This is a genomic window from Arthrobacter sp. A5 (genome assembly GCF_051131705.1).
Lineage (GTDB): Bacteria > Actinomycetota > Actinomycetes > Actinomycetales > Micrococcaceae > Arthrobacter_M.
Map to the genome: position 1 here is coordinate 3,678,717 of NZ_CP180316.1, position 21,685 is coordinate 3,700,401.

The window sequence follows — 21,685 nt, forward strand, 5'->3', positions numbered from 1 at the left end:
CACTATTCGTGAGTCTCATCGCTAAGTGGGTACGGCATACGGGCTCGAAGTAAGTTCCGCAGCCTTCTAACAGGGGTGGCTTGTGAATTAGTAAAATATCCGACGCTAACGTTCTTTGCTGGGTGGCCGCGTCCACGGGTTCCGGAGTGCTCCCGGAGGTGATAGACGCGGACGGCGCTTCCGCGGAGGTGGGTTACGCGGCCGGCTGACTGGGGATCCCAGCATGATCGGTACAGGATTGAACGCTAAGACCGGGGCCGGGCGACACCGGTTTCTGTCTCGTGTTGTATTGGGTCATGGCTGTTGATTTTCCTGAGTGATGAGCAGGTCGCTGCTTTCGGGCGGTTTCCACCGGCACCTGATCGGGATTTCCTGGAACGGTTCTGCCTGTTGGACGATACGGATTTGGCGCTGGTCGGGAAGCGGCGTGGCGGTCACAACCGGCTTGGTTTTGCGGTTCAGCTGGCAACCGTGCGGGTGGTTGGCAGGTTTCTTGCAAATCCGGTGGACGTGCCGTGGACCCTGGTTGAGTTCCTGGCCGGCCAGCTGGACATCGGGGACCCCTCGACCGTCAAGGGACCACCATGTCGACCACGCACATGGTCCTGGCCGTGACGACCCTGACGTTCGGCTGCCTGCACGGGTTTCCTACATCTTCCAGACCGGGACCGTGTTCCGGCCCATCAACGCCCTGGTGCCCTTCGTGGCCGGCGGGGACACCAGTGTCGGACTGGGCATCATCGGCCTCGACCTTGGACTGGCCGTCGCCGCCTCCATCGTGCTGCAGCGCCGCCTGGGCTACCGCCGCTGGCACCTGGTGCACTACCTGGCCTACGGCTCCTTCGCCCTGTCCCTGATCCACACCTTCACCGCCTCCGCCGAGGTCAAGGCCCTGGGCCTTCTCGGCGTCGGCGTCCTCGGATGCGCCGGCGCGGCCGGGCTGCTGTTCCTCCTCAGGCTGCTGCCGGCCCGGGCGGCCGCGGGTCTGCGCATCTCCCCGGAAGAGGTCTGACCCGGTGGCACCCAACAACATCGACGCGCCGTCGTCCGCGGGACGCATCAGCATCAGCGTGGACAACAACCACTGCCACCTGTTCGGCCTGTGCCAGCAGGAAGCACCCCAGGTCTTCGCCCTGGGCCCCGACGGGCGCCTGCGCTACACGCCCGCCCCGTCCGGGCAGGACACCGAGAAGGTGCTGCAGGCCGCAAGGATCTGCCCCATGCAGGCCATCAGCATCACCGGGAGGAACCCATGAACACCCGACACGAACGCATCCTGATCGTCGGCAACGGACTGGCCGCCATCTCCGCCGCGGAACGCCTGCGCGAAACGGGGTTCACCGGAGAGCTGGTGATGATCGGGGACGAACCCCACGGCCCCTACAACCGCACACCGCTCTCCAAGGGACTGCTCACCGGAAGCCGCAGCATCAAAGACCTCCCACTGCGCACCTACACCCCCCTGGACGCACGGTGGATGTCCGGGGCCGCGGCCGCAGCCCTGGACATCACCCGCCGCACGGTCACCCTCGACACCGGGGCCGACATCGGGTTCGACAAGCTCGTCATCGCCACCGGCGTCCGGGCCAGGCACCTGCCCGGCGCCCCCATGCACTCCCCGCATGTGTGGGCCCTGCGCACCCTGGCGGACGCCCGGGCCATCGACCGGGCCATGACCGGGGCAGTGCGGATCGCCATCATCGGCGGAGGGTTCATCGGCTGCGAAATCGCCTCCACCGCCCGCGAACGCGGCCTCGCCGTCACCCTGATCGACCGCAGCCCCACCCTGCTCCACCGCGAGCTCGGCAACGTGCTTGGCGCCGTCGTGGGGGATCTCCACCGACGCGCCGGCGTCCGCCTGCACCTGGGCGTCGGCGTGGCCGGCTGGACCGAAACCGGCACGGGGGCCCGCCTGCAGCTCGACGACGGGGAAACGGTCACCGCAGACGCGGCCGTTGTGGGAGTCGGCACCGAACCCTCCACGGGGTGGCTGCACGGCAGCGGCCTGGACACCACCAACGGAGTGTTGTGCGATGAAAGCTGCACCGTGCTCGACATCGACGGCCGGCCGGTCGAGGGCATCGTTGCTGCCGGGGACGTGGCCCGGTGGCCCAACCACAGGTTCGACGCCACCCCCCGCCGGGTCGAGCATTGGATCAACGCCATCGAAATGGGACGGGCCGCCGCCGACACCCTGGCGGCCGGTCCGGGAACGGCAACCCCCTACACACCGGTCCCGCGTTTCTGGTCCCACCAGCACGGGGTCAGGATCCAGTCCGCGGGCATGCCGTCGCTGGGAACCGCAATGACAATCCTGGAAGGCTCCGTCCCCAAAAACCGCTTCCTCGCAGGCTTCACCAACGGCGGACCGGACGGGCGGTTGGTGGGTGCGGTCGCCTTCGACGCACCCCGCGCCCTCCTCCAACACCACGACAAGATCGGATCCTCCCCGGGAAAGGCCCCCAACAGGGGGTCGCCGCAGAAAACGGAAAAAATCGTACGCTAAGGGCGCGTGGAGCCAGGTAGCCACTGGACTGCAGCTTGTCAATTGAATCTAGTCAAAGTCCGTCCGTAAGCGGAACCCTGAACGGGACGACTCAGCGGGCGGGTCAGGAGTGACCAGGAAGGGCCAGCGTCAGGCGATTTGCTCACTTCGAGACACATCAGGCGTGCCCGCAGCCCACTGGGATGGGACTCTCATCGATCCCACCGGACGCCGGGGTCTCTTCCTTTCTTGGCCAGACATCCAGTCTGCGACCGCGCCGACTCTTTCGCAGGAGCCATGTTCGGTGTCACGGCCCGCAACACCCACATGCGTGAATCCATTGACAAACGCTTCCTCCATCACAAATACTTAGGTCTGTGCCTAAGTATTACGAAGAGCTCGACTTCGTGCTCCGTGCTCTGGCGGATCCGACGCGCCGGGCTATCGTCGAACGGCTGGCGAAGTCCCCAGCCGTCGTGTCCGAACTCGCAGCACCGTTCTCGATGGCATTGCCGTCGCTCATGCAGCACCTGCGCGTCCTCGAGAACGCGGGATTAGTCATGTCGCAGAAGCACGGACGCGTCCGCACCGTGAGCCTGCGACCGGGCGCCCTCGACGTACTGCACCTGTGGCTCGGCGAGCAAAGAACCCCAGCAGAAGACCAAGCCGACCGACTCGGCATCCACCTGATCCGCACCACCCACGAAGGAGACCTCACATGACCCGCGTTCGCATCGCCCTGTTCACCTCGCTGGACGGCTACACCTCAACGACCGACCACTCCCCCGAAAATCCGATGGGGGAGGACTGGGGGCGCCTCACGGAGGCATATATCGCAACCCGCACGATGCAAGAGCGCTTCGGTGACACCAACGGCACCGGCACGACCGGCGTTGATGACTCCTACGCCGCCGCGTTCTTCGAGGGCGTCGGCGCCGAGATCATGGGCGCGGCAATGTTCGGCCTGCACACATTCCCCGACGATCCGGACTGGAAGGGCTGGTGGGGTGAACAGCCGCCGTACGGGACCCCGGTCTACGTCCTTACCCACACCGCACCGCGTCCGCCGATCCCGATGCAGGGTGGTACGACGTTCCACTTCCGCAGTGGCGCAATCGAGGACGTGCTCGCCGAGGCGACCGAGGTTGCCGGTGGCCTGGACGTGCGCGTCGGCGGTGGAGTCAGCACCGCGCGCGACTTCCTGCGCGCCGGCCTGGTCGACGAGTTGCACCTCATGGTCGCCCCGATCCTCCTCGGCCGGGGGAATCGTCTCTGGGACGACCTGCCCGGCCTCGACCTCACCCATAAAGTGACGACCGAAGTGGCCGAGAGCGGCACGATCCACGTCACCTTCACCCGATAGGACGTACACATGACGATCGAACGCCGACTCGCCCGCGCCGAATTCACCCTGACCCGCGACTACCCGGCATCTGTGGAACGCGTCTGGGACGCGTTCGCTGACGAGAAGCAGAAGCTGGGCTGGTGGGGTGGAGGCAACACCATGGAAGCCAGTGACTGGGCCTTCGACTTCCGCGTCGGCGGACGGGACATAGCCGAGGGCAAATTTCACAACGGTCCAGTCTCTCGGTACGAGGCCACATACACCGACATCGTCGAGCACAACCGCATCGTCACGACGTACGACATGTGGCTCGACGGGATCCACACCTCGACGTCGGTGGCGTCGTTGGAGTTTGACCCGATCGACGAGGGCACCCGATTCACCCACGTCGAGCACGGTGTCTTCTTCGACCAGTTCTATGCTGACAGCGACGTCCGTGAGAAGGGCACCCGGGGCCTGCTCCAGGCTCTGGGCAACTACCTCGCGTCGGGCACCTAGCGCACCCGTCAGCGACCGATCACGCTCTCCAAAACCGAAAACCGGTCCAATCTCCGCCATGAAGCAGCCGCACACGTCCGAGAAAATCACCCACCCCAGGGGCAACCAAACCCCGGGCAAAACCCTTGGAGAAACCATGTTTGAAACAGTCGTGCGAGACGGGGTCGTCTTAAAGCCCCTTGAGACATGGCACGCCGGCGAGTTCGCCGACCATATGAACAGGGCAAGAGACCATATCCGGCCGTGGGTCGGACCGAATTTTGTCACCGACACCGTCGACGGTGCCCGCGCTACCCTTCAACGTTACGCCACAGCCACCGCGAATGATGGAGCACGCATCTATGGCCTCTGGGACGGGGGCAAGCTCGTCGGAGGCTTGATGTTCGTCGCCTTTGACCCCGTCTGGGGCATTTGCGAAATCGGCTGCTGGCTCGAACCCGATGCTGTCGGAGGCGGTCTCATCACCCGGTCAGTCGAACTGCTCATGGAGTGGGCCTTCCTAGAGCGGGGGATGTCTCGCGTGGAATGGCGGTGCCGGACCGAAAACGACCGCAGTATTGCTGTCGCGCGGCGACTGCGTATGCGCTCGGACGGCGTTCTCCGCAGTAGCTGGGTCTACGACGGGAATCGTTACGACAAGGCGGTATTTTCAATACTCCGGGCCGAATGGATGAACACACGACCTGTCATCGCTCAATGACAGACACCGCCCGACGACGACCGCTCCGCTCTGAACGCCCGTTGGATCCGAGGCTGGGCGCTCTCCCGCGGGATGGCCTACGACGCGAATCGTAAGAGTACTAGCCATGGATGAAAACCCGATCGCATACTCATCCGGCGTCCAGACCCCGCCCGCAAGGCGGTCCTCCACCGGACATATCAGCCGTTGACCTGCTGCTTTGCAAATGGTGGCTCGTGAAGTGTCCGTATAGGGTGTTCGGTGATAAGTCTGGTGAAGGGGCGTTATACGGGACACTATTTGACGCCGATTTCGGCTGGTGTAACTGTAGCCGTCAGGCGTCGAGCATATGCGGCACGCCGTTCCGAACGCCTTACCGTACGATTTATTCCGTTTTCTGTGGCGACCCCAACAGGGCCTTCTAGCAGACGGGCACAATTGGTCCGGCAGAAAGGCTGCCCGGCAACGCTGCTGGTGATGGATCGAAACGGTGCAGCGGCAGGAACTTAGGTGTGTCACTGGGTCTATCGCAAACGGCCGTCTGCGATGGGCCCGTCCCGCCCGGTCACGCGCGACCAAATGTCACCCATTGTGCCTACCAAAACCCGCCACTAATTCAAGCCAACAAAACTGGCTTGCATTTATGGGTTGCGATAGGCTCCCATCCACGGGCCACAAAATCGGATACGCCAGAGTCAGCACCACCGACCAGGACCCGCAGCTGCAACTCGACGCCCTGGGCCTCGAAGGCTGCCTGAAGATCTACACGGACACCGCAACCGGAACTAAGGCCGACCGCCCTCAATGGAACCTTTGCCTGACGGACCTCCGGCCCGGCGACACCCTTGTCATCTGGAAAATTGACCGCCTCGGACGGAACCTCCGCGATCTGATCGACATCGTCACCACACTCGATGAACGCGACGTCGGCGTTCAGTCGCTGACTAACGGGATCGTCGACACCACCACCGCCGGCGGCAAACTCGTGTTCGGAATGTTCGCCCTCATGGCCGAATACGAAGCGGCACTGATCAGAGAACGCACCAAAGCCGGACTGATCGCCGCCCGCTTCCGCGGACGAAAGGGTGGCAGGACACCCAAGATGACGCCGGAACTCACAGCAAAGCACAGCGGATGTACGACTCACGCCAGTTCACCATGGCCGAGATCGCCCACTCCTGCGACGTCACACCCATGACGATCTACCGTCACATCCACACCACGGCCGCCAAACCGGAAGACGCCTAGCGCTGTCAACGGCTGCACGAATACCCCTTTAGCGTTCAATCCTGTACGGATCCTCCTCAGACCCCCAGTAGCGCTCACGGCAGTAGCTGAAAAGGGCCGGGCTCCGATTGGAGTCCCGCCCTTTTCATTTCTGCGGTGCCTTTCCAGCTTTGCAGGGCGAGCTCAGCTTGGCAGGGCAAGTTCAGCTTTGCAGGGCGAGCCGGGATTCGACGACGGCCGCCAGGTCCTCACAAATGCGCGTTGCCGTGACCATGTCCCCCGCCTCCACCATCACGCGGACCAAAGCTTCGGTACCGGAGGGGCGCAGCAGGACACGCCCAGACTGTCCGAGCTCGAGTTGGGCCAAGGCCACCGCCGCGCCGACACCCTCATCGGTTTGGGCCCGGTGTTTATCCACGCCCTTGACGTTGATCATCAGCTGCGGGAGCTTGGTCATGACGGTGGCCAGCTCCTTCAGGCTCCGGCCCGTCCGTGCCAGCTGCGCGGCAAGCTGCAGCCCGGTCAGCACCCCGTCGCCCGTCGTCGCATGGTCCGCGAAGATGACGTGCCCGGACTGCTCCCCGCCCAGCGTGAAACCGCCCTCGCGCATGGCTTCCAGCACATAGCGGTCCCCGACCGCTGTTTCCCGAATGCTGATACCGGCGGCGCGGAGCGCGATCTTCAGCCCCAGATTGCTCATCACGGTCGCCACCAGAACGTCGTCCTTGAGCCGGCCCGCATTCTTGAGGGCTACGGCAAGGATGGCCATGATCTGGTCTCCGTCGACCACCGCACCCTCATGGTCCACGGCAAGGCACCTATCGGCGTCCCCGTCGTGCGCTATGCCAAGGTCGGCGCCGTGCCTCAGGACGGCGGCCTGCAGCTGCCCCGGATGGGTGGAACCGACTCCATCGTTAATGTTCAGGCCGTCCGGCTCGGCGCCGATGACAATGACCTCGGCGCCGGCGCTCTTGAAGACCTCCGGCGAGCATCCACTGGCTGCCCCGTTGGCGCAATCAAGGACCACCCGGACGCCGTCAAGCCGGTTCGGCAGGGTGGAGAGCAGATGGACAACATAGCGGTCCTCTGCATCGGCAAAGCGCTGAATACGGCCCACACCGACCCCGACCGGGCGGAAAATCTCGCGCTCCCGCTGGGCCTCGATGGCATCCTCGATCTCGTCGTCGAGCTTCTGGCCGCCGCGGGCGAAGAATTTGATGCCGTTATCCGGAGCGGGGTTATGCGAGGCGGAGATCATCACGCCGAAATCCGCGCCCAAATCGGCGATCAGGAAGGCAAGCGCAGGGGTCGGCAGCACGCCTGCGTCGTAGACGTCCACGCCGGCGCTCGCCAGGCCGGCCTCCACCGCCGCTCCGATGAACTCGCCGCTGGCTCGAGGATCGCGGGCTATGACCGCCCGCGGACGTTGGCCCTCCGCCATCCGATCATGACCCAGGACCACCGCGGCGGCCTGCGCCAGTGATAGTGCCAGCTCCGCTGTGAGCAGGCCGTTGGCCAAGCCCCGGACACCGTCGGTTCCAAATAATCTAGACATCGCCCCCTAGTCTAATCGATGGCGCTGTTCCGCCCGTTCACCCGATCGAGGTCGCACTTCGCGCCCATGCCGCGAGAATCATGGGCGTGAAGTACGTCATCGATGAAGGGGACGGGACGCGGAAAGCCCGCCGGAACCGTAGTTCCAGCGGGCTTTCTGATCCTGCGTGCGGGCCGCAGCCGAAGCGGTGTTTAGCGCTTGGAGTACTGGCCTGCCTTGCGGGCCTTCTTGAGACCGGCCTTCTTGCGCTCAATGACGCGTGCGTCACGGGTCAGGAAGCCGGCCTTCTTCAGCGTGGCGCGGTTGTTGTCCTCATCGATCTCGTTCAGTGAACGGGCAACGCCCAGGCGCAGCGCACCGGCCTGGCCGGACGGGCCACCGCCGTGGATACGGGCCATGACGTCGTATGCACCGTCAAGGTCCAGGATCCGGAACGGCTCGTTGACCTCCTGCTGGTGCAGCTTGTTCGGGAAGTAGTCATCGAGCTGGCGGCCATTGACGATCCACTTGCCGGAGCCGGGGACGACGCGCACACGGGCGATTGCCTGCTTACGGCGGCCGACGGCTGCGCCGGAAACGGTTAGGGCCGGGCGCTCCTTCTTGGGGGCTGCGTCCGATGCCGGGACGCTTTCCGACGTGTAGCTGGTGGGTACCGCTTCCTCAGCCGGGGCGGCCTCGGTGTTCAGCTCTTCAGTATTCTGAGCCACAATTCTCCTTGAAATGAATTTATTGGGTGGTGGCCAGAACTACTGGGCGACCTGGGTGATTTCGTACGTCGTCGGCTGCTGTGCAGCGTGCGGGTGCTCGGCGCCTTTGTAGACCTTCAGCTTGCCCAGCTGCTGTTCAGCAAGGGAATTCTTCGGGAGCATGCCGCGGATGGCCTTCTCTACGGCGCGGACCGGGTTCTTCTCCAGCAGCTCGGCGTAGTTGACGCTGGACAGGCCGCCGGGGTAACCCGAGTGGCGGTAGGCACGCTTCTGCTCGAGCTTGGCGCCGGTGAGGGCAACCTTCTCGGCGTTGATGATGATGACGAAATCGCCCATGTCCATGTGGGACGCAAAGGTCGCCTTGTGCTTGCCGCGCAGCAGAATTGCGGTCTGGCTTGCGAGACGGCCTAGGACAATGTCGGTGGCGTCAATGACGAGCCACTGGCGCTTGATGTCGCCGGGCTTCGGGGTGTACGTACGCACGGTTTTTGCCTTCGTTTCTTGTTCTTGGGTGGCGATAATAGTCGGTTACGCCTGCTATCTATGCGCGACCGGAACAGAGGTGAGGGCTCTATAAAACCAGTAATCCTTGCATCCCGATCACGCCTGCTGAATTGCGACCCATGCAACAGAGTCTCCAGGCAGGCGCGCAGTATCGAGAAAGGACACGCACAACGACTATCAACGATAGCGTGGATGGCCCGCATAGGTCAAAGCGTCGACTGCGGCGCACCGAAACCAGTGGACCGGGAATAGGCCGACGGCGCGCTGCCGCGGCTTGCGATTGGAAATCCACACACCCCAGCTGTTGGGCGGGGAGTGTTAGACCCGGCTCGCCCGGGTGAGCTCCTGCCGGGCCAGCATCCCGGCGTCGTCCGGATAGCGGACCTCTTCAAGGACAAGTGGATGGGGCGGCGCGAGTCTGGATTTGGCGTTGCGTGCGCGGGCCAGCAGCCGCTCATGCAGCCAGTCCGGCTCTTCCAGCCCCTCGCCTACCTGCACCGCCGACCCGACCAGCGAGCGGACCATGTTGTGGCAAAACGCGTCGGCTTGGACGGTCACCGTAATGATCCCGTCCGCGCCGCGGGAAAATTCGAAGCGCTGGAGCTCCCGGCGGGTCGTTGCGCCATCGCGCGGTTTGCAGTAGGACCGGAAATCCTGCACCCCAAGGAGGGTGACCGCAGCGGCGTTCATGCGGTCCACGTCCAGTGCCTGCTGATACCACAGTGTGCTGTAGCGCAGCAGCGGATCCCACTGCAACTGTGCATCCGCAATCCGGTAACTATAACGGCGCCACATGGCCGAAAACCTCGCGTCGAATCCCGCCGGCGCGAGGGAGGCCGCATGGACCTCAATGACGCCCGTCAGCTTCCCGAGCCCCCGGCTCAGGGCTCCGCGCAGCCGGCGCACCAAGGAGGCTGCCGGGTCCAGATCGTGACCGCGGAGCAGGCCGAACCATTCCGCCGTCGTCAGGTCACAGTGCACCACCTGCCCGCGGGCGTGCACGCCCGTATCTGTACGCCCTGCGACAGTCACCCGGACGGGGCGCCTGATCATCAGCGCCAGTGCTTCCTCCAGCGTTCCCTGGACCGTGCGCAGGCCCGGTTGCACGGCCCACCCGCTGAACGGGCCGCCGTCGTAACTGATATCAAGGCGGATACGCAAAAATCCGCTGCCCCTTTCTACGGAGGCAGCGGATTCCTGATCAGTCATGGTTCTAAATTACTTCGCGATCGCGGCGAAGCCGAAATCATGGGAAGTATCTATTTTTCGCCTTCGCTCTTGGCGGTCCCGGCAACGTCCGCGGACTCTGCTGCAACGGCGTCAGCGTCAGCGGTCTCCACCGCTTCGGCGGCAACGGGCTCCACCGCTTCGGCGGCAACGGGCTCAGCCGCCGGAGCAGCTGATTCGACGGGCTCGGCCGCCGGAGCAGCTGCAACCCTGGCGGACTTCTCCGCTTCGGCCACGACTGCCTGCTTCGCGCTGACCGGCTCCAACACCAGTTCAATAACGGCCATCGGGGCATTGTCACCCTTACGCGGACCGATCTTGGTGATGCGGGTGTAGCCGCCGTCGCGGTTCTCCACGGCCTTGGCAATGTCCGTGAACAGCTCGTGGACGATGCCCTTATTGCTGATCAGGCCCATGACGCGGCGGCGGGAGGACAGGTCTCCGCGCTTCGCGAAGGTGACCAGACGCTCAGCGTACGGCTTCAGGCGCTTGGCCTTGGTCTCCGTGGTGGTGATGCGCTTGTGCTCAAACAGGGCTGCGGCCAGGTTCGCCAGGATCAACCGCTGGTGTGCCGGGCTGCCTCCAAGGCGCGGACCCTTAGTGGGGGTGGGCATGGTGTTTTCTCCTCAAGTGTTGGCTGATCGGCCCGTGGCAGAAGGCTGCGTCGGGGCCGGCCGGCCGAAGTGTGTTCGTCTTTAGAGCTCGTCGTCGCCGTATGCGTCGTCGTTCTCGTCGATGGCTGCGGCACGTGCTGCTAGGTCAAATCCTGGAGGGGAATCCTTCAGGGACAGACCGAGCTCAACAAGCTTTGCCTTGACCTCGTCGATGGACTTGGCACCGAAGTTCCGGATGTCCATCAGGTCCGCCTCGGAGCGAGCCACAAGTTCACCCACGGAGTGGATGCCCTCACGCTTGAGGCAATTGTAGGAACGGACGGTCAGGTCCAGATCCTCGATCGGCAGGGCCATATCAGCGGCCAAGGCCGCATCCGTCGGGGACGGACCGATCTCAATACCTTCGGCGGCGGTATTGAGCTCGCGGGCCAGGCCGAAGAGTTCAACCAGCGTTGTGCCAGCGGAGGCAATGGCATCGCGAGGTGCAATCGCCTGCTTCGTCTCCACGTCGACTACCAAGCGGTCGAAGTCGGTGCGCTGCTCGACACGGGTGGCTTCCACGCGGAAAGTCACCTTCAGAACCGGCGAATAAATGGAATCCACCGGAATACGGCCGATCTCAGAATCACCGGCCTTGTTCTGTGCTGCGGAGACATAGCCACGACCCCGCTCGATGGTCAGCTCGAGCTCGAACTTCCCCTTCGAGTTCAGCGTGGCAATGTGCAGATCCGGGTTGTGGAATTCGACGCCGGCCGGCGGTGCGATGTCCGCGGCCGTGACGACGCCGGGGCCCTGCTTGCGCAGGTAGGCGACGACGGGCTCGTCGTGCTCGGAGGACACCGAGAGGTTCTTGATGTTCAGGATGATCTCGGTGACGTCTTCCTTGACACCGGGAACAGTGGTGAATTCGTGCAGGACGCCATCGATCCGGATGCTGGTGACAGCAGCGCCGGGAATGGAGGACAGCAGGGTACGGCGGAGGGAGTTTCCGAGCGTGTAACCGAAGCCCGGCTCCAACGGTTCAATGACGAAACGGGAGCGGTTATCGGAAACTACTTCTTCAGAGAGGGTGGGGCGCTGTGCAATGAGCACTGGGGGTTTCCTTTCAGCGAGCATCCGCTATATGACGCAACACAGGTGGTGGAAAAGACGGTCTGAGACTTAACGCCCGTCGAGTTGGCCCGTCACGGTCCATCCGGATTCAGAATCCGGACAGCTGCGACGGGCCAACTCGGGCACTATTGCTTAGACGCGGCGGCGCTTGGGCGGACGGCAGCCGTTGTGGGCGCTGGGGGTGACATCCTGAATGGAGCCAACCTCGAGGCCAGCGGCCTGCAGTGAACGGATGGCGGTTTCGCGGCCGGAACCCGGACCCTTCACAAAGACGTCCACCTTACGCAGGCCGTGCTCCTGGGCGCGCTTCGCGGCGGCCTCGGCAGCCATCTGGGCCGCGAACGGAGTCGACTTGCGGGAACCCTTGAAGCCAACTTCGCCGGCGGAAGCCCACGAGATGACGGCGCCATTCGGGTCCGTGATGGACACGATGGTGTTGTTAAAGGTGCTCTTGATGTGCGCCTGACCAAGCGCGATATTCTTTTTGTCCTTCTTGCGCGGCTTGCGAACCGCACCGCGAGTCTTCGGGGGCATTCTTTTCTCCTACAGAAAGTTATTTGTGAGGCACGTTGTCAACGCAGCGTTGTTAACGTGCGGCCTTCTTCTTGCCGGCCACGGTGCGCTTCGGGCCCTTGCGGGTGCGAGCGTTGGTTTTCGTACGCTGACCGTGGACGGGCATGCCGCGGCGATGCCGGATACCTTGGTAGCTGCCGATTTCAACCTTGCGGCGGATATCTGCAGCCACCTCGCGGCGAAGGTCGCCTTCAACCTTGTAGTTACCCTCGATGTAGTCGCGCAGCTGAACCATTTCAGCGTCGGACAGGTCCTTTACACGGACGTCGGGAGAGATCCCGGTGTCAGCCAAAGTCTTGTGAGCACGGGTCTTGCCCACGCCGTAGATGTATGTAAGCGCTACTTCCAGCCGCTTTTCGCGGGGAAGGTCTACGCCAGCGAGACGTGCCATATCGGCTGTACTCCTTGTGTAAACCGGAGGTCCTAAGCAGTACACCCACACGTTCCGTGTGGCCCCGGCCTCCGACCGGGGGTCCGCTGACTGTTTCGGTTTGACTCGACACCCGATGGGCAACCATCGGGACAGCTCAGCTTGTGCTGCCTTTAATTTACTTGCGTGGGTAAAGCAGTGTCAGGAATTTCCCGGAAAGGGAAATCAGCCCTGGCGCTGCTTGTGGCGCGGGTTCTCGCAGATCACCATGACTCGACCATTACGGCGAATCACCTTGCACTTTTCGCAGATCTGCTTGACGCTCGGCTTGACCTTCATGGCGTTCCTTTGCGTGTTGTGCAGTTGTGGTTATTTGTAGCGGTAGACAATACGACCACGTGTCAGGTCGTAAGGGCTCAGCTCCACCACTACTCGGTCCTCAGGAAGGATACGAATATAGTGCTGGCGCATTTTTCCTGAGATATGGGCAAGAACGATGTGCTTGTTGGTCAGCTCAACGCGAAACATCGCATTGGGCAGAGCCTCAGTCACAACGCCCTCGATCTCAATGACCCCGTCTTTCTTGGCCATATCCTCCGCTAACTGGTTCGGCCTCATGCCTGAAGATCTGGTAAATATCCCGGCAGGGGGCTAGGTCTACTACTGATTTGGTGTTTAAGTTGCACCGGCACCCGGTCACAAATGCTTCCCAGCCCTGAGCCCATCCACAACTGATGCGAATCAGCGGGCGGATTCTACTCTGGAGAAGGCACGCGAGGGCGCAGACAACCAACAAGCCACTCTACGTCATGACAGGCGATAAAGTTAAATCCGTTCCGTCCCGGGCTCCGGGTACGCGGGCAGCGAGCCGGCCTTGGTCGAAATGGCACTGGCGGAATGGATGCCATCCAGGATGGCCAGCCGCACCGCCGTGGCCGCCGCCGCCTGCAGTTCCATCAGTGAGCCGACCAGGGAACCGGTCCCGGAGTCGAGCGCCGCGGCACCGGTGGCGAGGGTGAAGATGGTGTCCCCATCGGCCAAGGTATGCACCGGATCCAGCGCCCGCGCCATCCCGGCGTGCGCCGCCGTCGCCGTCCTTTTGGCTTCGGCTGCTGTCAGCACGGCGTTGGTCGCCACCACCACGAGAGTCGTATTCAGCCCGGCGGACTCCTTGGGTCCGCCGGGTGTCCCGTCCACTGGTGCGGACGGCTGCCACGGCAGCCCGGCAGCGTTAACAACGGCGAAGGCGCCGACCAGCACGTGCCGGTTGGCTCCCGTCAAACGCACCGAAGCGGTGCCCGTGCCGCCCTTGAACCGGCCCCCCACCCAGCGCCGCCCCGGTGCCGGCACCGACGTTGCCGCGCGCCACCCCACCGTGTTCATCCGAGGCCCCGGCGGCAGCCGCGGCTGCATACCCCATCGCCGCATCCGGCCGGGCCGCGAAGTCACCACCGCGGCCAAGATCAAAAATGGCGGCGGCGGGCACGATCGGGACCACCCCTCCCGGAACCCGGAAGCCGCGGCCTTGCTCCTCGCACCACAGCTGCGCGCCCGTGGCCGCCGCCAACCCGAAGGCGCTGCCGCCGGTCAGCACCACCGCATCGACGGTGGGAACCAATGTGGTCGGATCCAGCGCATCAGTCTCGTGGGTTCCCGGGCCACCGCCGCGGACGTCAACGGAACCAATGCTGTCCGGCGGCGGAAGCACCACGCTGACACCGGTCAGCCAGCCGTCGCCGACGCGCTGTACCTGCCCCACCCTGATGCCCGGGACGTCGGTAATGGATCCGCCGGTCTCACTCATGCTTCCATTGTGCCCGCATCCACACCCCTGCGGCCGGGACTAGGCCGCGGGAACCGGGACAGGGGTCACGCCCAGCGGAACCAGCCGGGACGCCCCGCCGTCCTCGGCGCTCAGGACCCAGATGCCCTGGTCATGAATCGCTATCGAGTGCTCCCAGTGCGCCGCCCTGGCGCCATCGGCCGTGATTACGGTCCAATCGTCACCGAGCACCTCGGTGTCCAGCCCCCCACGCACCAGCATCGGTTCAATGGCCAGGCACAGACCGGACCGGAGCCGCGGACCGCGGTGGCTCGTGCGGTAATTGAGCACATCCGGGGGCATGTGCATCGCGCTCCCGATGCCGTGGCCCACGTAGTCCTCCAGGATGCCCAGCGCGTGCCCCGGCACCGAGCTGACGTAATCATCGATCGCTGCACCGATATCACCGACAAATTTCCCGCCAGCCATCGCCGCAATCCCCCGCCACATGGCTTCCTCGGTAATGTCCGAGAGCCGCTGGTCCGCCGGGTCCGCCGCCGGCGCTGCGCCAACAATCATGCTCCGTGCAGAGTCCGAGTGCCAGCCATCGATGATCGCCCCGCCATCCACGGACAGGACGTCGCCGTCCTTGAGCACGCGCGCGGACGGGATGCCGTGGACCACCTCCTCATTGATCGAGGTGCAGACAGTGGCCGGAAACCCGTGATAGCCCAGAAAGTTGGAGGTCGCACCGGCTTCCTTGAGCACGCCGGCGAAGGCAACATCCAGATCCTTCGTCGTCGCTCCCGCAACGGCGGTCGCCAGCACCGTGTCCAGGGCACGGCTGAGCACCACGCCGGCCTCGGCCATGGTGCGCATCTGCGCGTTTGATTTGTATTCGATCCGCGGTTGGCCGAAAGCCATGGCAGTGTCCCTTCCAAAAGACTAAACAGCTAAGGCTCCTCCCTGGCGGGGAGGAGCCTCAGCGTGCATGATTACGCAAAATTTAGGCGGTCTTGGCTACTTCGATGGCCTTCATAACGCGGTCTGTGACCTCATCGATTTCACCGATCCCGTCGACCTGCGTCAGGATCCCGCGTTCGGCATACCGTGCGACGACGGCTTCGGTCTGTCCGTGGTAAAGGTCCAGACGGTGCCGGATGACGGCCGTGTTGTCGTCGCTGCGTCCGGTGTCCAGCGCCCGTCCGAGCAGACGCTTGACCAGCTCGTCGTCGTCGGCCGTCAACTGCAGCACAACGTCCAGCCTCGACTCGGCCTGGGCCAGAATGTCGTCGAGCTCATCGACCTGAACCGTGGTCCTCGGGTAGCCGTCCAGCAGGAACCCGTCCTGCACATCGTCCTGCAGCAGCCGGTCGCGGACCATCTTGTTCGTCACGCTGTCCGGGACAAAGTCGCCGTTGTCCATGTACTTTTTCGCCTCGATGCCCAGCGGCGTCTCACCCTTGACGTTGGCGCGGAAGATATCTCCGGTGGATATCGCCACCACGCCCAGCCGCTCGGAAATCCGTTCCGCCTGAGTGCCTTTACCCGATCCGGGGGGACCGATAATCAGCATTCTCGTCATCGCAATAACCCTTCGTAGTGGCGTTGTTGAAGCTGCGCATCGATCTGCTTGACCGTTTCCAACCCGACGCCAACAATGATCAACAGCGAGGTTCCGCCGAACGGGAAGTTCTGGTTTGCCTGAATCAGGACCAGAGCGATCAGCGGGATCAGCGCCACAAAACCGAGGTACACGGCTCCGGGCAGCGTGATGCGCGAAATAACGTACTGCAGGTAGTCCTGGGTCGGTTTTCCGGCGCGGATGCCCGGAATGAAGCCGCCGTACTTCTTCATGTTGTCCGACACTTCTTCAGGGTTGAAGGTGATGGCCACATAGAAGTAGGTGAAGAAGACGATCAGCAGGAAATAGATCACCATGTACAGCGGATGATCGCCCTTCGTTAGGTTGCTCGTGACCCAGGTGACCCAGGCCGGCGGCTCGCTGCCGTTCTTGGGCGCGGCGAACTGCGCGATCAACGACGGCAGGTAGAGCATCGAGGAGGCGAAGATCACCGGGATAACGCCGGCCATATTGACCTTGATCGGAATGTACGTGCTGGTTCCGCCCATCGTGCGGCGGCCGATCATGCGTTTGGCGTACTGTACCGGGACCCGCCGCTGCGACTGTTCAACAAAGACAACAAGAGCGACGACGACGAGCCCGATCAGCAGGACCGTCATAAAGACGCCCCAGCCCTTGGTCTTGATGATTTCACCCAGCGAGGTGGGGAAGCGCGCCGCGATGGCGATAAAGATGAGCAACGACATTCCGTTGCCCACGCCCTTCTCCGTGATGAGCTCCCCCATCCACATGATCAGACCGGTACCCGCGGTCAGCGTGATGACCAGCAGGAGGGTGGTGATCAGGCTGTCATTGGGAATGATGGCCGTCGGAGTGCCGGCGGCGCCGCAGTTGCCCAGCAGCTGTCCGGAACGCGCCAGCGTTACCAGCGTGGTGGCATTCAAAAGCCCCAGGGCGATGGTCAGGTACCGGGTGTACTGGGTCAGGGTCCCCTGCCCCTGGGCCCCTTCCAGATGCAGCTCCTGGAAGCGCGGGATCACCACGCGCAGCAGCTGAATGATGATGCTGGCCGTGATATAGGGCATGATGCCCAAGGCAAAGATGGAAACCTGAAGCAGGGCGCCGCCGCTGAACAGATTCACCAGCTGATAGATGCCTTGGTTCGTGTCGGCGCTGTTCAGGCAGGCCTGGACATTGCGGTAGTTCACACCGGGCGAGGGGACAAAAGCACCCAAGCGGAAGATAGCGATTATTCCCAGCGTGAACAACAACTTGCGTCGCAGATCAGGCGTGCGAAAGGCGCGGCCAAATGCGGTAAGCAAGCGTCCTCCTGAAGTCTAGTAAGTTGAGGCGGGATCCGGTCGATGAGGCCCAATAACCGAGTCTAATGGGTGGCGCGGCCGGCAAAGGAACGACGGCGTGCAGCTGGCAGCAGGTGTGCTTCGCACCTTAGATGACGAAAACTCTTGGTGAGCGGGAACACGTCCCGCTCACCAAGAGTCTAGTCTGCTGACAGATTCACTCGTAAACGTTAAAGTTCGGTCGTGCTTCCGCCTGCTGCAGCAATCTTTTCTTTTGCACTGGTCGAGTATGCATCGACTGTGACATCAACCTTGACGGTGATGTCACCGGTGCCGAGCACCTTCACGGGCTGGTTCTTGCGGACCGCACCCTTCTCAACCAGGTCCGCCACGGAGATGGTGCCACCGTCGGGGAACAGCTCGGAGATCCTGTCCAGGTTCACGACCTGGTACTCGACCCGGAACGGGTTCTTGAAGCCGCGCAGTTTCGGCAGCCTCATGTGCAGTGGCAGCTGGCCACCGGCGAATCCGGCCTTGATCTGGTAGCGGGCCTTCGTACCCTTGGTACCACGCCCGGCAGTCTTACCCTTGGAACCTTCACCACGACCGACTCGGGTCTTGGCGGTTTTGGCTCCGGGGGCGGGACGCAGGTGATGGACCTTCAGAGCAGTCTGCTTCTGGGGAGTCTGCTCCTGGGCAGTTCCCTCGGTCGTCTTGTCTGTAGCCATAATTACTTCGCCTCCTCAACCTTTATCAGGTGCGGAACCGTGTTGATCATGCCAACGGTCACTGCGTCAGCCGTACGAACGACGGAGTCGCCGATGTGCTTTAGGCCCAGCGAACGCAACGTGTCCTTCTGGTTCTGCTTGCCACCAATGGTGGACTTGGTCTGAGTGATTTCCAGTTTCGCGTCAGACGCCTGGATTCTCTTCGGTGTCGTCATTACGCACCCACCTTCTGGTTCTGCATGGCACGCAGCAGGGCCGGCGGAACAACCTCGTCCAGCGGCAGGCCCCGACGGGCAGCCACAGCGGCAGGTTCTTCCAGGGCCTTCAGCGCGGCAACAGTTGCGTGCACAATGTTGATGGCGTTGGTCGAGCCCAGGGACTTGGAGAGAACATCGTGGATGCCCACGCACTCCAGAATGGCGCGGACCGGACCGCCGGCGATAACACCGGTACCCGGGGAAGCCGGACGCAGCAGGACAACGCCTGCAGCAGCCTCGCCCTGAACCTGGTGCGGGATGGTCCCGCCGATGCGCGGAACGCGGAAGAAGGACTTCTTGGCTTCTTCAACGCCCTTGGCAATGGCCGCGGGAACTTCCTTGGCCTTGCCGTAGCCGACGCCGACCATGCCATTGCCGTCCCCGACGACGACCAGTGCGGTGAAGCTGAAGCGACGACCGCCCTTGACGACCTTGGCGACACGGTTGATGTTGACAACGCGCTCGACGAACTGGTTCTTCTCGGCCTCGCGGCCGCCCCGTCCGCCATCGCGTCCACCACGGCCACCATCGCGTCCACCACGGCCGCCTTCGCGGCCGCCCCGATCGCCGCCGCGGCTTGCGCCACGGCCGCCATCGGTTGCAGTCGCCGGAGCGGCTGCGGCGGTTGCGTTGTCAGCTGCCGCATTCTCAGCGCCTGCGGCTTTGGTCGCTGCTGCGGCTGTTGCGGTGCCTTCGGCACTTGTTTCAGACACAGTGTTCTCCTTGTTGATGTTTTCGCTCACAGTGCCAGCCCACCTTCACGTGCGCCTTCAGCGATCGCTGCGATGCGGCCGTGGTAACGGTTGCCTCCGCGGTCGAAGACGACGGCTTCGATACCGGCCTTCTTTGCGCGCTCGGCAACGAGCTCGCCAACGCGCTTGGCCTTGGCGGTCTTATCACCGTCAAATGCGCGCAGGTCGGCTTCAAGCGTCGAAGCGGAGGCCACGGTTACACCCTGGCTGTCATCGACGATCTGAACGAATACGTGGCGCGCTGAGCGGTTGACCACCAGACGCGGGCGGACCGCGGTACCGGTGACGCGCTTACGGACCCGCAGGTGGCGACGGCCGCGTGCTGCGGACTTGGACTTGCCTTTAACGGACATAGCCATGATTACTTACCAGCCTTTCCGACCTTGCGGCGGATGATCTCGCCGGCGTAACGGATGCCCTTGCCCTTGTACGGGTCCGGCTTCCGGAGCTTGCGGATGTTGGCAGCAACCTCGCCCACCTGCTGCTTGTTGTTGCCTGAGACAGAGATCTTGGTGGGGCCCTCTACCGTCAGTGCGATGCCGGCGGGAGCCTTGACGGCAACCGGGTGGCTGTAGCCCAGGGCGAACTCGAGATCCGAGCCCTTCGCCTGGACACGGTAACCGGTGCCAACGATTTCCAGCTTCTTCTCGTACCCCTGGGTAACGCCAATAATCAGGTTGTTGATCAGGGTACGGGTGAGGCCGTGCAGCGAACGCGAGGCGCGCTCGTCGTTGGGGCGGCTGACAGTCAGCGTGCCTTCTTCAAGAGCGACCTCGATCGGGCTGGCCACAGTGTGGTCCAGCTCGCCTTTGGGACCCTTGACGGAAACTACGCTGCCATTGATCTTGACCTCTACGCCGGCGGGCACGGAGATGGGGAGACGTCCAATACGTGACATTATTTTTTCCCTTCCCTGTTACCAGACGTAGGCGAGGACTTCCCCACCCACGCCTTTCTTGGCGGCCTGACGGTCGGTCAGCAGACCGGAAGACGTCGACAGTATGGCGATACCCAGGCCACCGAGCACGCGCGGCAAGGTGGTGGACTTAGCGTAAACGCGCAGGCCGGGCTTAGAGATCCGACGGATGCCGGCGATTGAACGCTGGCGCTCCGGGCCGAATTTCAGGTCAATGGTCAGCTTCTTGCCGACCTCAGCGTCTTCGATCTTCCAGGCTGCGATGTAACCCTCAGCCTTGAGAATGTCGGCAACGTGTCCCTTGAGTTTGCTGTATGGCATGGTCACGGAATCGTGGTATGCCGAGTTTGCATTGCGCAGACGCGTGAGCATATCTGCGACAGGATCTGTCATTGTCATGTGGGCTCTTGCCCTCCCTCGAAACGGTTTCCTTGCCCGGCGCCAAGGCTTGTCGGGACCTCGGTCCCGACAAGCCCTGCTACCGGAATACCGGACCTGTTACGTAGATTAGTTATCTTCGGTCTTGAACGGGAAGCCAAGCGCCTTCAGCAGCGCACGGCCCTCGTCGTCGGTCTTTGCGGTGGTGACAACCGTGATGTCCATACCGCGGACGCGGTCGATGGAATCCTGGTCGATCTCATGGAACATAACCTGCTCGGTCAGACCGAAGGTGTAGTTTCCGTTGCCATCGAACTGCTTGCCGTTGAGCCCGCGGAAGTCACGGATACGCGGAAGAGCCAGCGACACCAGACGATCCACGAACTCCCACATGCGGTCGCCGCGCAAAGTTGCGTGCGTACCGATCGGCATGCCTTCGCGCAGTTTGAACTGTGCGATGGATTTGCGGGCCTTGGTGACCACGGGCTTCTGGCCGGTAATCAGGGTCAGATCGCGGACAGCGCCGTCGATCAGCTTGGAGTCCTTGGCGGCATCTCCAACACCCATGTTCACAACAACCTTGACCAGGCGGGGCACCTGGTTGACGTTCTCGTACTTGAAATCGTCAGCCAGGGTCTTCTTAATCTCGGCCGCGTAGCGGGCCTTCAGACGGGGCGCGACCTTCGGGGCAGCGTTATCGGCTGCGGCTTGCGTTACTGCTGCACTCATGACAGGTCCTTCCCGGAGCTCTTGGCAACACGGACGCGGACGTCACGCGAGCGGCCGTCGCGCTCGACGGTCTCGGTGCGGTAGCCAACGCGCGTCGGCTTCTTCGTGGACGGGTCCACAACGGCGACGTTGGAAATGTGGATAGCGGCTTCCACCGTCTCGATGCCACCGGTCTTGGTGCCGCCCTGCGACTGCCCAGCCTTGGTGTGCTTCGTGACCCGGTTGACGCCCTCCACCAGCACGCGGTTCGTCTCCGGGAAAACGCGCAGAACCTTGCCCTGCTTGCCGCGGTCTCCGCCGCGCTCCTGCTTGGCGCCGGACATGACCTGAACCAGGTCACCCTTTTTGATCTTGAGCTTCACTGTTTTCTGTCCCATGGT

30 protein-coding genes and 1 pseudogene are annotated in these 21,685 nt (G+C 63.2%); 9 read left to right on the forward strand and 22 right to left on the reverse strand.

The features are described 5' to 3' along the window. The first annotated feature begins 303 nt into the window (after window positions 1-303). The 9 genes from ACLLJI_RS17380 to ACLLJI_RS17420 all read left to right on the forward strand — a co-directional run bounded on the left by ACLLJI_RS17380 (window position 304) and on the right by ACLLJI_RS17420 (window position 6,205). Window positions 304-615, forward strand: a complete 312-nt coding sequence (locus tag ACLLJI_RS17380; RefSeq protein ID WP_434614902.1) for a DUF4158 domain-containing protein — start codon at window positions 304-306, stop codon at window positions 613-615. A gap of 55 nt (window positions 616-670) precedes the next feature. Further along, window positions 671-1,012, forward strand: a complete 342-nt coding sequence (locus ACLLJI_RS17385) for a hypothetical protein (protein ID WP_434614852.1) — start codon at window positions 671-673, stop codon at window positions 1,010-1,012. 4 nt (window positions 1,013-1,016) lie between these two features. Continuing rightward, a complete protein-coding gene (locus ACLLJI_RS17390; protein WP_434614850.1) occupies window positions 1,017-1,256 on the forward strand; it encodes a ferredoxin in 240 nt (79 codons plus the stop codon). Next, window positions 1,253-2,506, forward strand: a complete 1,254-nt coding sequence (locus ACLLJI_RS17395) for an NAD(P)/FAD-dependent oxidoreductase (RefSeq protein ID WP_434614905.1) — start codon at window positions 1,253-1,255, stop codon at window positions 2,504-2,506. Before ACLLJI_RS17390 ends, ACLLJI_RS17395 begins: the two co-directional genes overlap by 4 nt. A gap of 356 nt (window positions 2,507-2,862) precedes the next feature. Next, the gene (locus ACLLJI_RS17400) at window positions 2,863-3,207 is read left to right on the forward strand and encodes an ArsR/SmtB family transcription factor (protein WP_434614908.1); all 345 of its coding nucleotides are present in this window, start codon (window positions 2,863-2,865) and stop codon (window positions 3,205-3,207) included. Continuing rightward, the gene (locus ACLLJI_RS17405) at window positions 3,204-3,848 is read left to right on the forward strand and encodes a dihydrofolate reductase family protein (RefSeq protein ID WP_434614911.1); all 645 of its coding nucleotides are present in this window, start codon (window positions 3,204-3,206) and stop codon (window positions 3,846-3,848) included. Before ACLLJI_RS17400 ends, ACLLJI_RS17405 begins: the two co-directional genes overlap by 4 nt. A 9-nt stretch (window positions 3,849-3,857) precedes the next feature. Beyond that, window positions 3,858-4,328, forward strand: coding sequence for an SRPBCC domain-containing protein (locus tag ACLLJI_RS17410; protein ID WP_434614914.1), 471 nt, complete (start codon window positions 3,858-3,860; stop codon window positions 4,326-4,328). Window positions 4,329-4,464: 136 nt separating this feature from the next. Further along, window positions 4,465-5,028 carry a GNAT family N-acetyltransferase gene (locus tag ACLLJI_RS17415; RefSeq protein WP_434614917.1) on the forward strand — a complete coding sequence of 188 codons (564 nt, stop codon included), beginning with the start codon at window positions 4,465-4,467 and terminating at the stop codon, window positions 5,026-5,028. 622 nt (window positions 5,029-5,650) lie between these two features. Beyond that, window positions 5,651-6,205, forward strand: coding sequence for a recombinase family protein (locus tag ACLLJI_RS17420; protein ID WP_434614920.1), 555 nt, complete (start codon window positions 5,651-5,653; stop codon window positions 6,203-6,205). A 231-nt stretch (window positions 6,206-6,436) separates the two neighbouring features. On the opposite strand, the gene glmM is transcribed toward ACLLJI_RS17420, so the two are convergent. The 22 genes and pseudogenes from glmM to rplX all read right to left on the reverse strand — a co-directional run bounded on the left by glmM (window position 6,437) and on the right by rplX (window position 21,682). After that, window positions 6,437-7,789 (reverse strand): phosphoglucosamine mutase, encoded by a 1,353-nt coding sequence (glmM, locus tag ACLLJI_RS17425; RefSeq protein ID WP_434614923.1) that lies wholly within the window; start codon window positions 7,787-7,789, stop codon window positions 6,437-6,439. Between the two features lie 191 nt (window positions 7,790-7,980). Beyond that, window positions 7,981-8,496 (reverse strand): 30S ribosomal protein S9, encoded by a 516-nt coding sequence (gene rpsI / locus ACLLJI_RS17430; protein ID WP_434614926.1) that lies wholly within the window; start codon window positions 8,494-8,496, stop codon window positions 7,981-7,983. A 39-nt stretch (window positions 8,497-8,535) separates the two neighbouring features. After that, the gene (gene rplM / locus ACLLJI_RS17435) at window positions 8,536-8,979 is read right to left on the reverse strand and encodes a 50S ribosomal protein L13 (protein WP_283559713.1); all 444 of its coding nucleotides are present in this window, start codon (window positions 8,977-8,979) and stop codon (window positions 8,536-8,538) included. A gap of 339 nt (window positions 8,980-9,318) precedes the next feature. Then, window positions 9,319-10,209, reverse strand: coding sequence for a tRNA pseudouridine(38-40) synthase TruA (truA, locus tag ACLLJI_RS17440; RefSeq protein ID WP_434614931.1), 891 nt, complete (start codon window positions 10,207-10,209; stop codon window positions 9,319-9,321). 50 nt (window positions 10,210-10,259) lie between these two features. Further along, window positions 10,260-10,841 (reverse strand): 50S ribosomal protein L17, encoded by a 582-nt coding sequence (gene rplQ / locus ACLLJI_RS17445; protein WP_434614934.1) that lies wholly within the window; start codon window positions 10,839-10,841, stop codon window positions 10,260-10,262. A gap of 81 nt (window positions 10,842-10,922) precedes the next feature. After that, window positions 10,923-11,933 (reverse strand): DNA-directed RNA polymerase subunit alpha, encoded by a 1,011-nt coding sequence (locus ACLLJI_RS17450; RefSeq protein ID WP_283559716.1) that lies wholly within the window; start codon window positions 11,931-11,933, stop codon window positions 10,923-10,925. A gap of 153 nt (window positions 11,934-12,086) precedes the next feature. Continuing rightward, window positions 12,087-12,488, reverse strand: a complete 402-nt coding sequence (gene rpsK, locus ACLLJI_RS17455) for a 30S ribosomal protein S11 (RefSeq protein ID WP_028265083.1) — start codon at window positions 12,486-12,488, stop codon at window positions 12,087-12,089. A gap of 52 nt (window positions 12,489-12,540) precedes the next feature. Further along, complete coding sequence (gene rpsM / locus ACLLJI_RS17460) at window positions 12,541-12,918, reverse strand: 30S ribosomal protein S13 (protein ID WP_196396962.1); 378 nt, start codon at window positions 12,916-12,918, stop codon at window positions 12,541-12,543. Between the two features lie 204 nt (window positions 12,919-13,122). Beyond that, window positions 13,123-13,236 carry a 50S ribosomal protein L36 gene (gene rpmJ, locus ACLLJI_RS17465; RefSeq protein WP_009358722.1) on the reverse strand — a complete coding sequence of 38 codons (114 nt, stop codon included), beginning with the start codon at window positions 13,234-13,236 and terminating at the stop codon, window positions 13,123-13,125. A gap of 30 nt (window positions 13,237-13,266) precedes the next feature. Next, window positions 13,267-13,488 carry a translation initiation factor IF-1 gene (gene infA / locus ACLLJI_RS17470; RefSeq protein WP_009358723.1) on the reverse strand — a complete coding sequence of 74 codons (222 nt, stop codon included), beginning with the start codon at window positions 13,486-13,488 and terminating at the stop codon, window positions 13,267-13,269. Window positions 13,489-13,722: 234 nt separating this feature from the next. Further along, window positions 13,723-14,701: pseudogene (locus ACLLJI_RS17475) on the reverse strand (P1 family peptidase). Window positions 14,702-14,740: 39 nt separating this feature from the next. Beyond that, complete coding sequence (gene map, locus ACLLJI_RS17480) at window positions 14,741-15,583, reverse strand: type I methionyl aminopeptidase (protein WP_283559718.1); 843 nt, start codon at window positions 15,581-15,583, stop codon at window positions 14,741-14,743. Window positions 15,584-15,665: 82 nt separating this feature from the next. After that, window positions 15,666-16,235: an adenylate kinase gene (locus ACLLJI_RS17485; RefSeq protein ID WP_434621635.1), complete on the reverse strand. Its 570-nt coding sequence runs from the start codon at window positions 16,233-16,235 to the stop codon at window positions 15,666-15,668. Between the two features lie 5 nt (window positions 16,236-16,240). Continuing rightward, window positions 16,241-17,566, reverse strand: coding sequence for a preprotein translocase subunit SecY (gene secY, locus ACLLJI_RS17490; RefSeq protein WP_283559720.1), 1,326 nt, complete (start codon window positions 17,564-17,566; stop codon window positions 16,241-16,243). Between the two features lie 209 nt (window positions 17,567-17,775). Beyond that, window positions 17,776-18,273: a 50S ribosomal protein L15 gene (gene rplO / locus ACLLJI_RS17495; RefSeq protein ID WP_283559721.1), complete on the reverse strand. Its 498-nt coding sequence runs from the start codon at window positions 18,271-18,273 to the stop codon at window positions 17,776-17,778. Window positions 18,274-18,275: 2 nt separating this feature from the next. Next, entirely contained in the window at window positions 18,276-18,488 is a 213-nt protein-coding gene (gene rpmD, locus ACLLJI_RS17500; protein ID WP_283559722.1) for a 50S ribosomal protein L30, read from the reverse strand. Then, a complete protein-coding gene (gene rpsE, locus ACLLJI_RS17505) occupies window positions 18,488-19,273 on the reverse strand; it encodes a 30S ribosomal protein S5 (RefSeq protein WP_434614945.1) in 786 nt (261 codons plus the stop codon). Before rpsE ends, rpmD begins: the two co-directional genes overlap by 1 nt. After that, complete coding sequence (rplR, locus tag ACLLJI_RS17510; RefSeq protein ID WP_434614948.1) at window positions 19,270-19,641, reverse strand: 50S ribosomal protein L18; 372 nt, start codon at window positions 19,639-19,641, stop codon at window positions 19,270-19,272. Before rplR ends, rpsE begins: the two co-directional genes overlap by 4 nt. Before the next feature lie 2 nt (window positions 19,642-19,643). Next, entirely contained in the window at window positions 19,644-20,180 is a 537-nt protein-coding gene (gene rplF, locus ACLLJI_RS17515; RefSeq protein ID WP_434614951.1) for a 50S ribosomal protein L6, read from the reverse strand. Window positions 20,181-20,198: 18 nt separating this feature from the next. Then, complete coding sequence (rpsH, locus tag ACLLJI_RS17520; protein ID WP_283559726.1) at window positions 20,199-20,597, reverse strand: 30S ribosomal protein S8; 399 nt, start codon at window positions 20,595-20,597, stop codon at window positions 20,199-20,201. Between the two features lie 108 nt (window positions 20,598-20,705). Beyond that, a complete protein-coding gene (rplE, locus tag ACLLJI_RS17525; protein ID WP_434614955.1) occupies window positions 20,706-21,305 on the reverse strand; it encodes a 50S ribosomal protein L5 in 600 nt (199 codons plus the stop codon). Beyond that, window positions 21,302-21,682 (reverse strand): 50S ribosomal protein L24, encoded by a 381-nt coding sequence (rplX, locus tag ACLLJI_RS17530; RefSeq protein ID WP_283559728.1) that lies wholly within the window; start codon window positions 21,680-21,682, stop codon window positions 21,302-21,304. Before rplX ends, rplE begins: the two co-directional genes overlap by 4 nt. Window positions 21,683-21,685 lie beyond the last annotated feature (3 nt).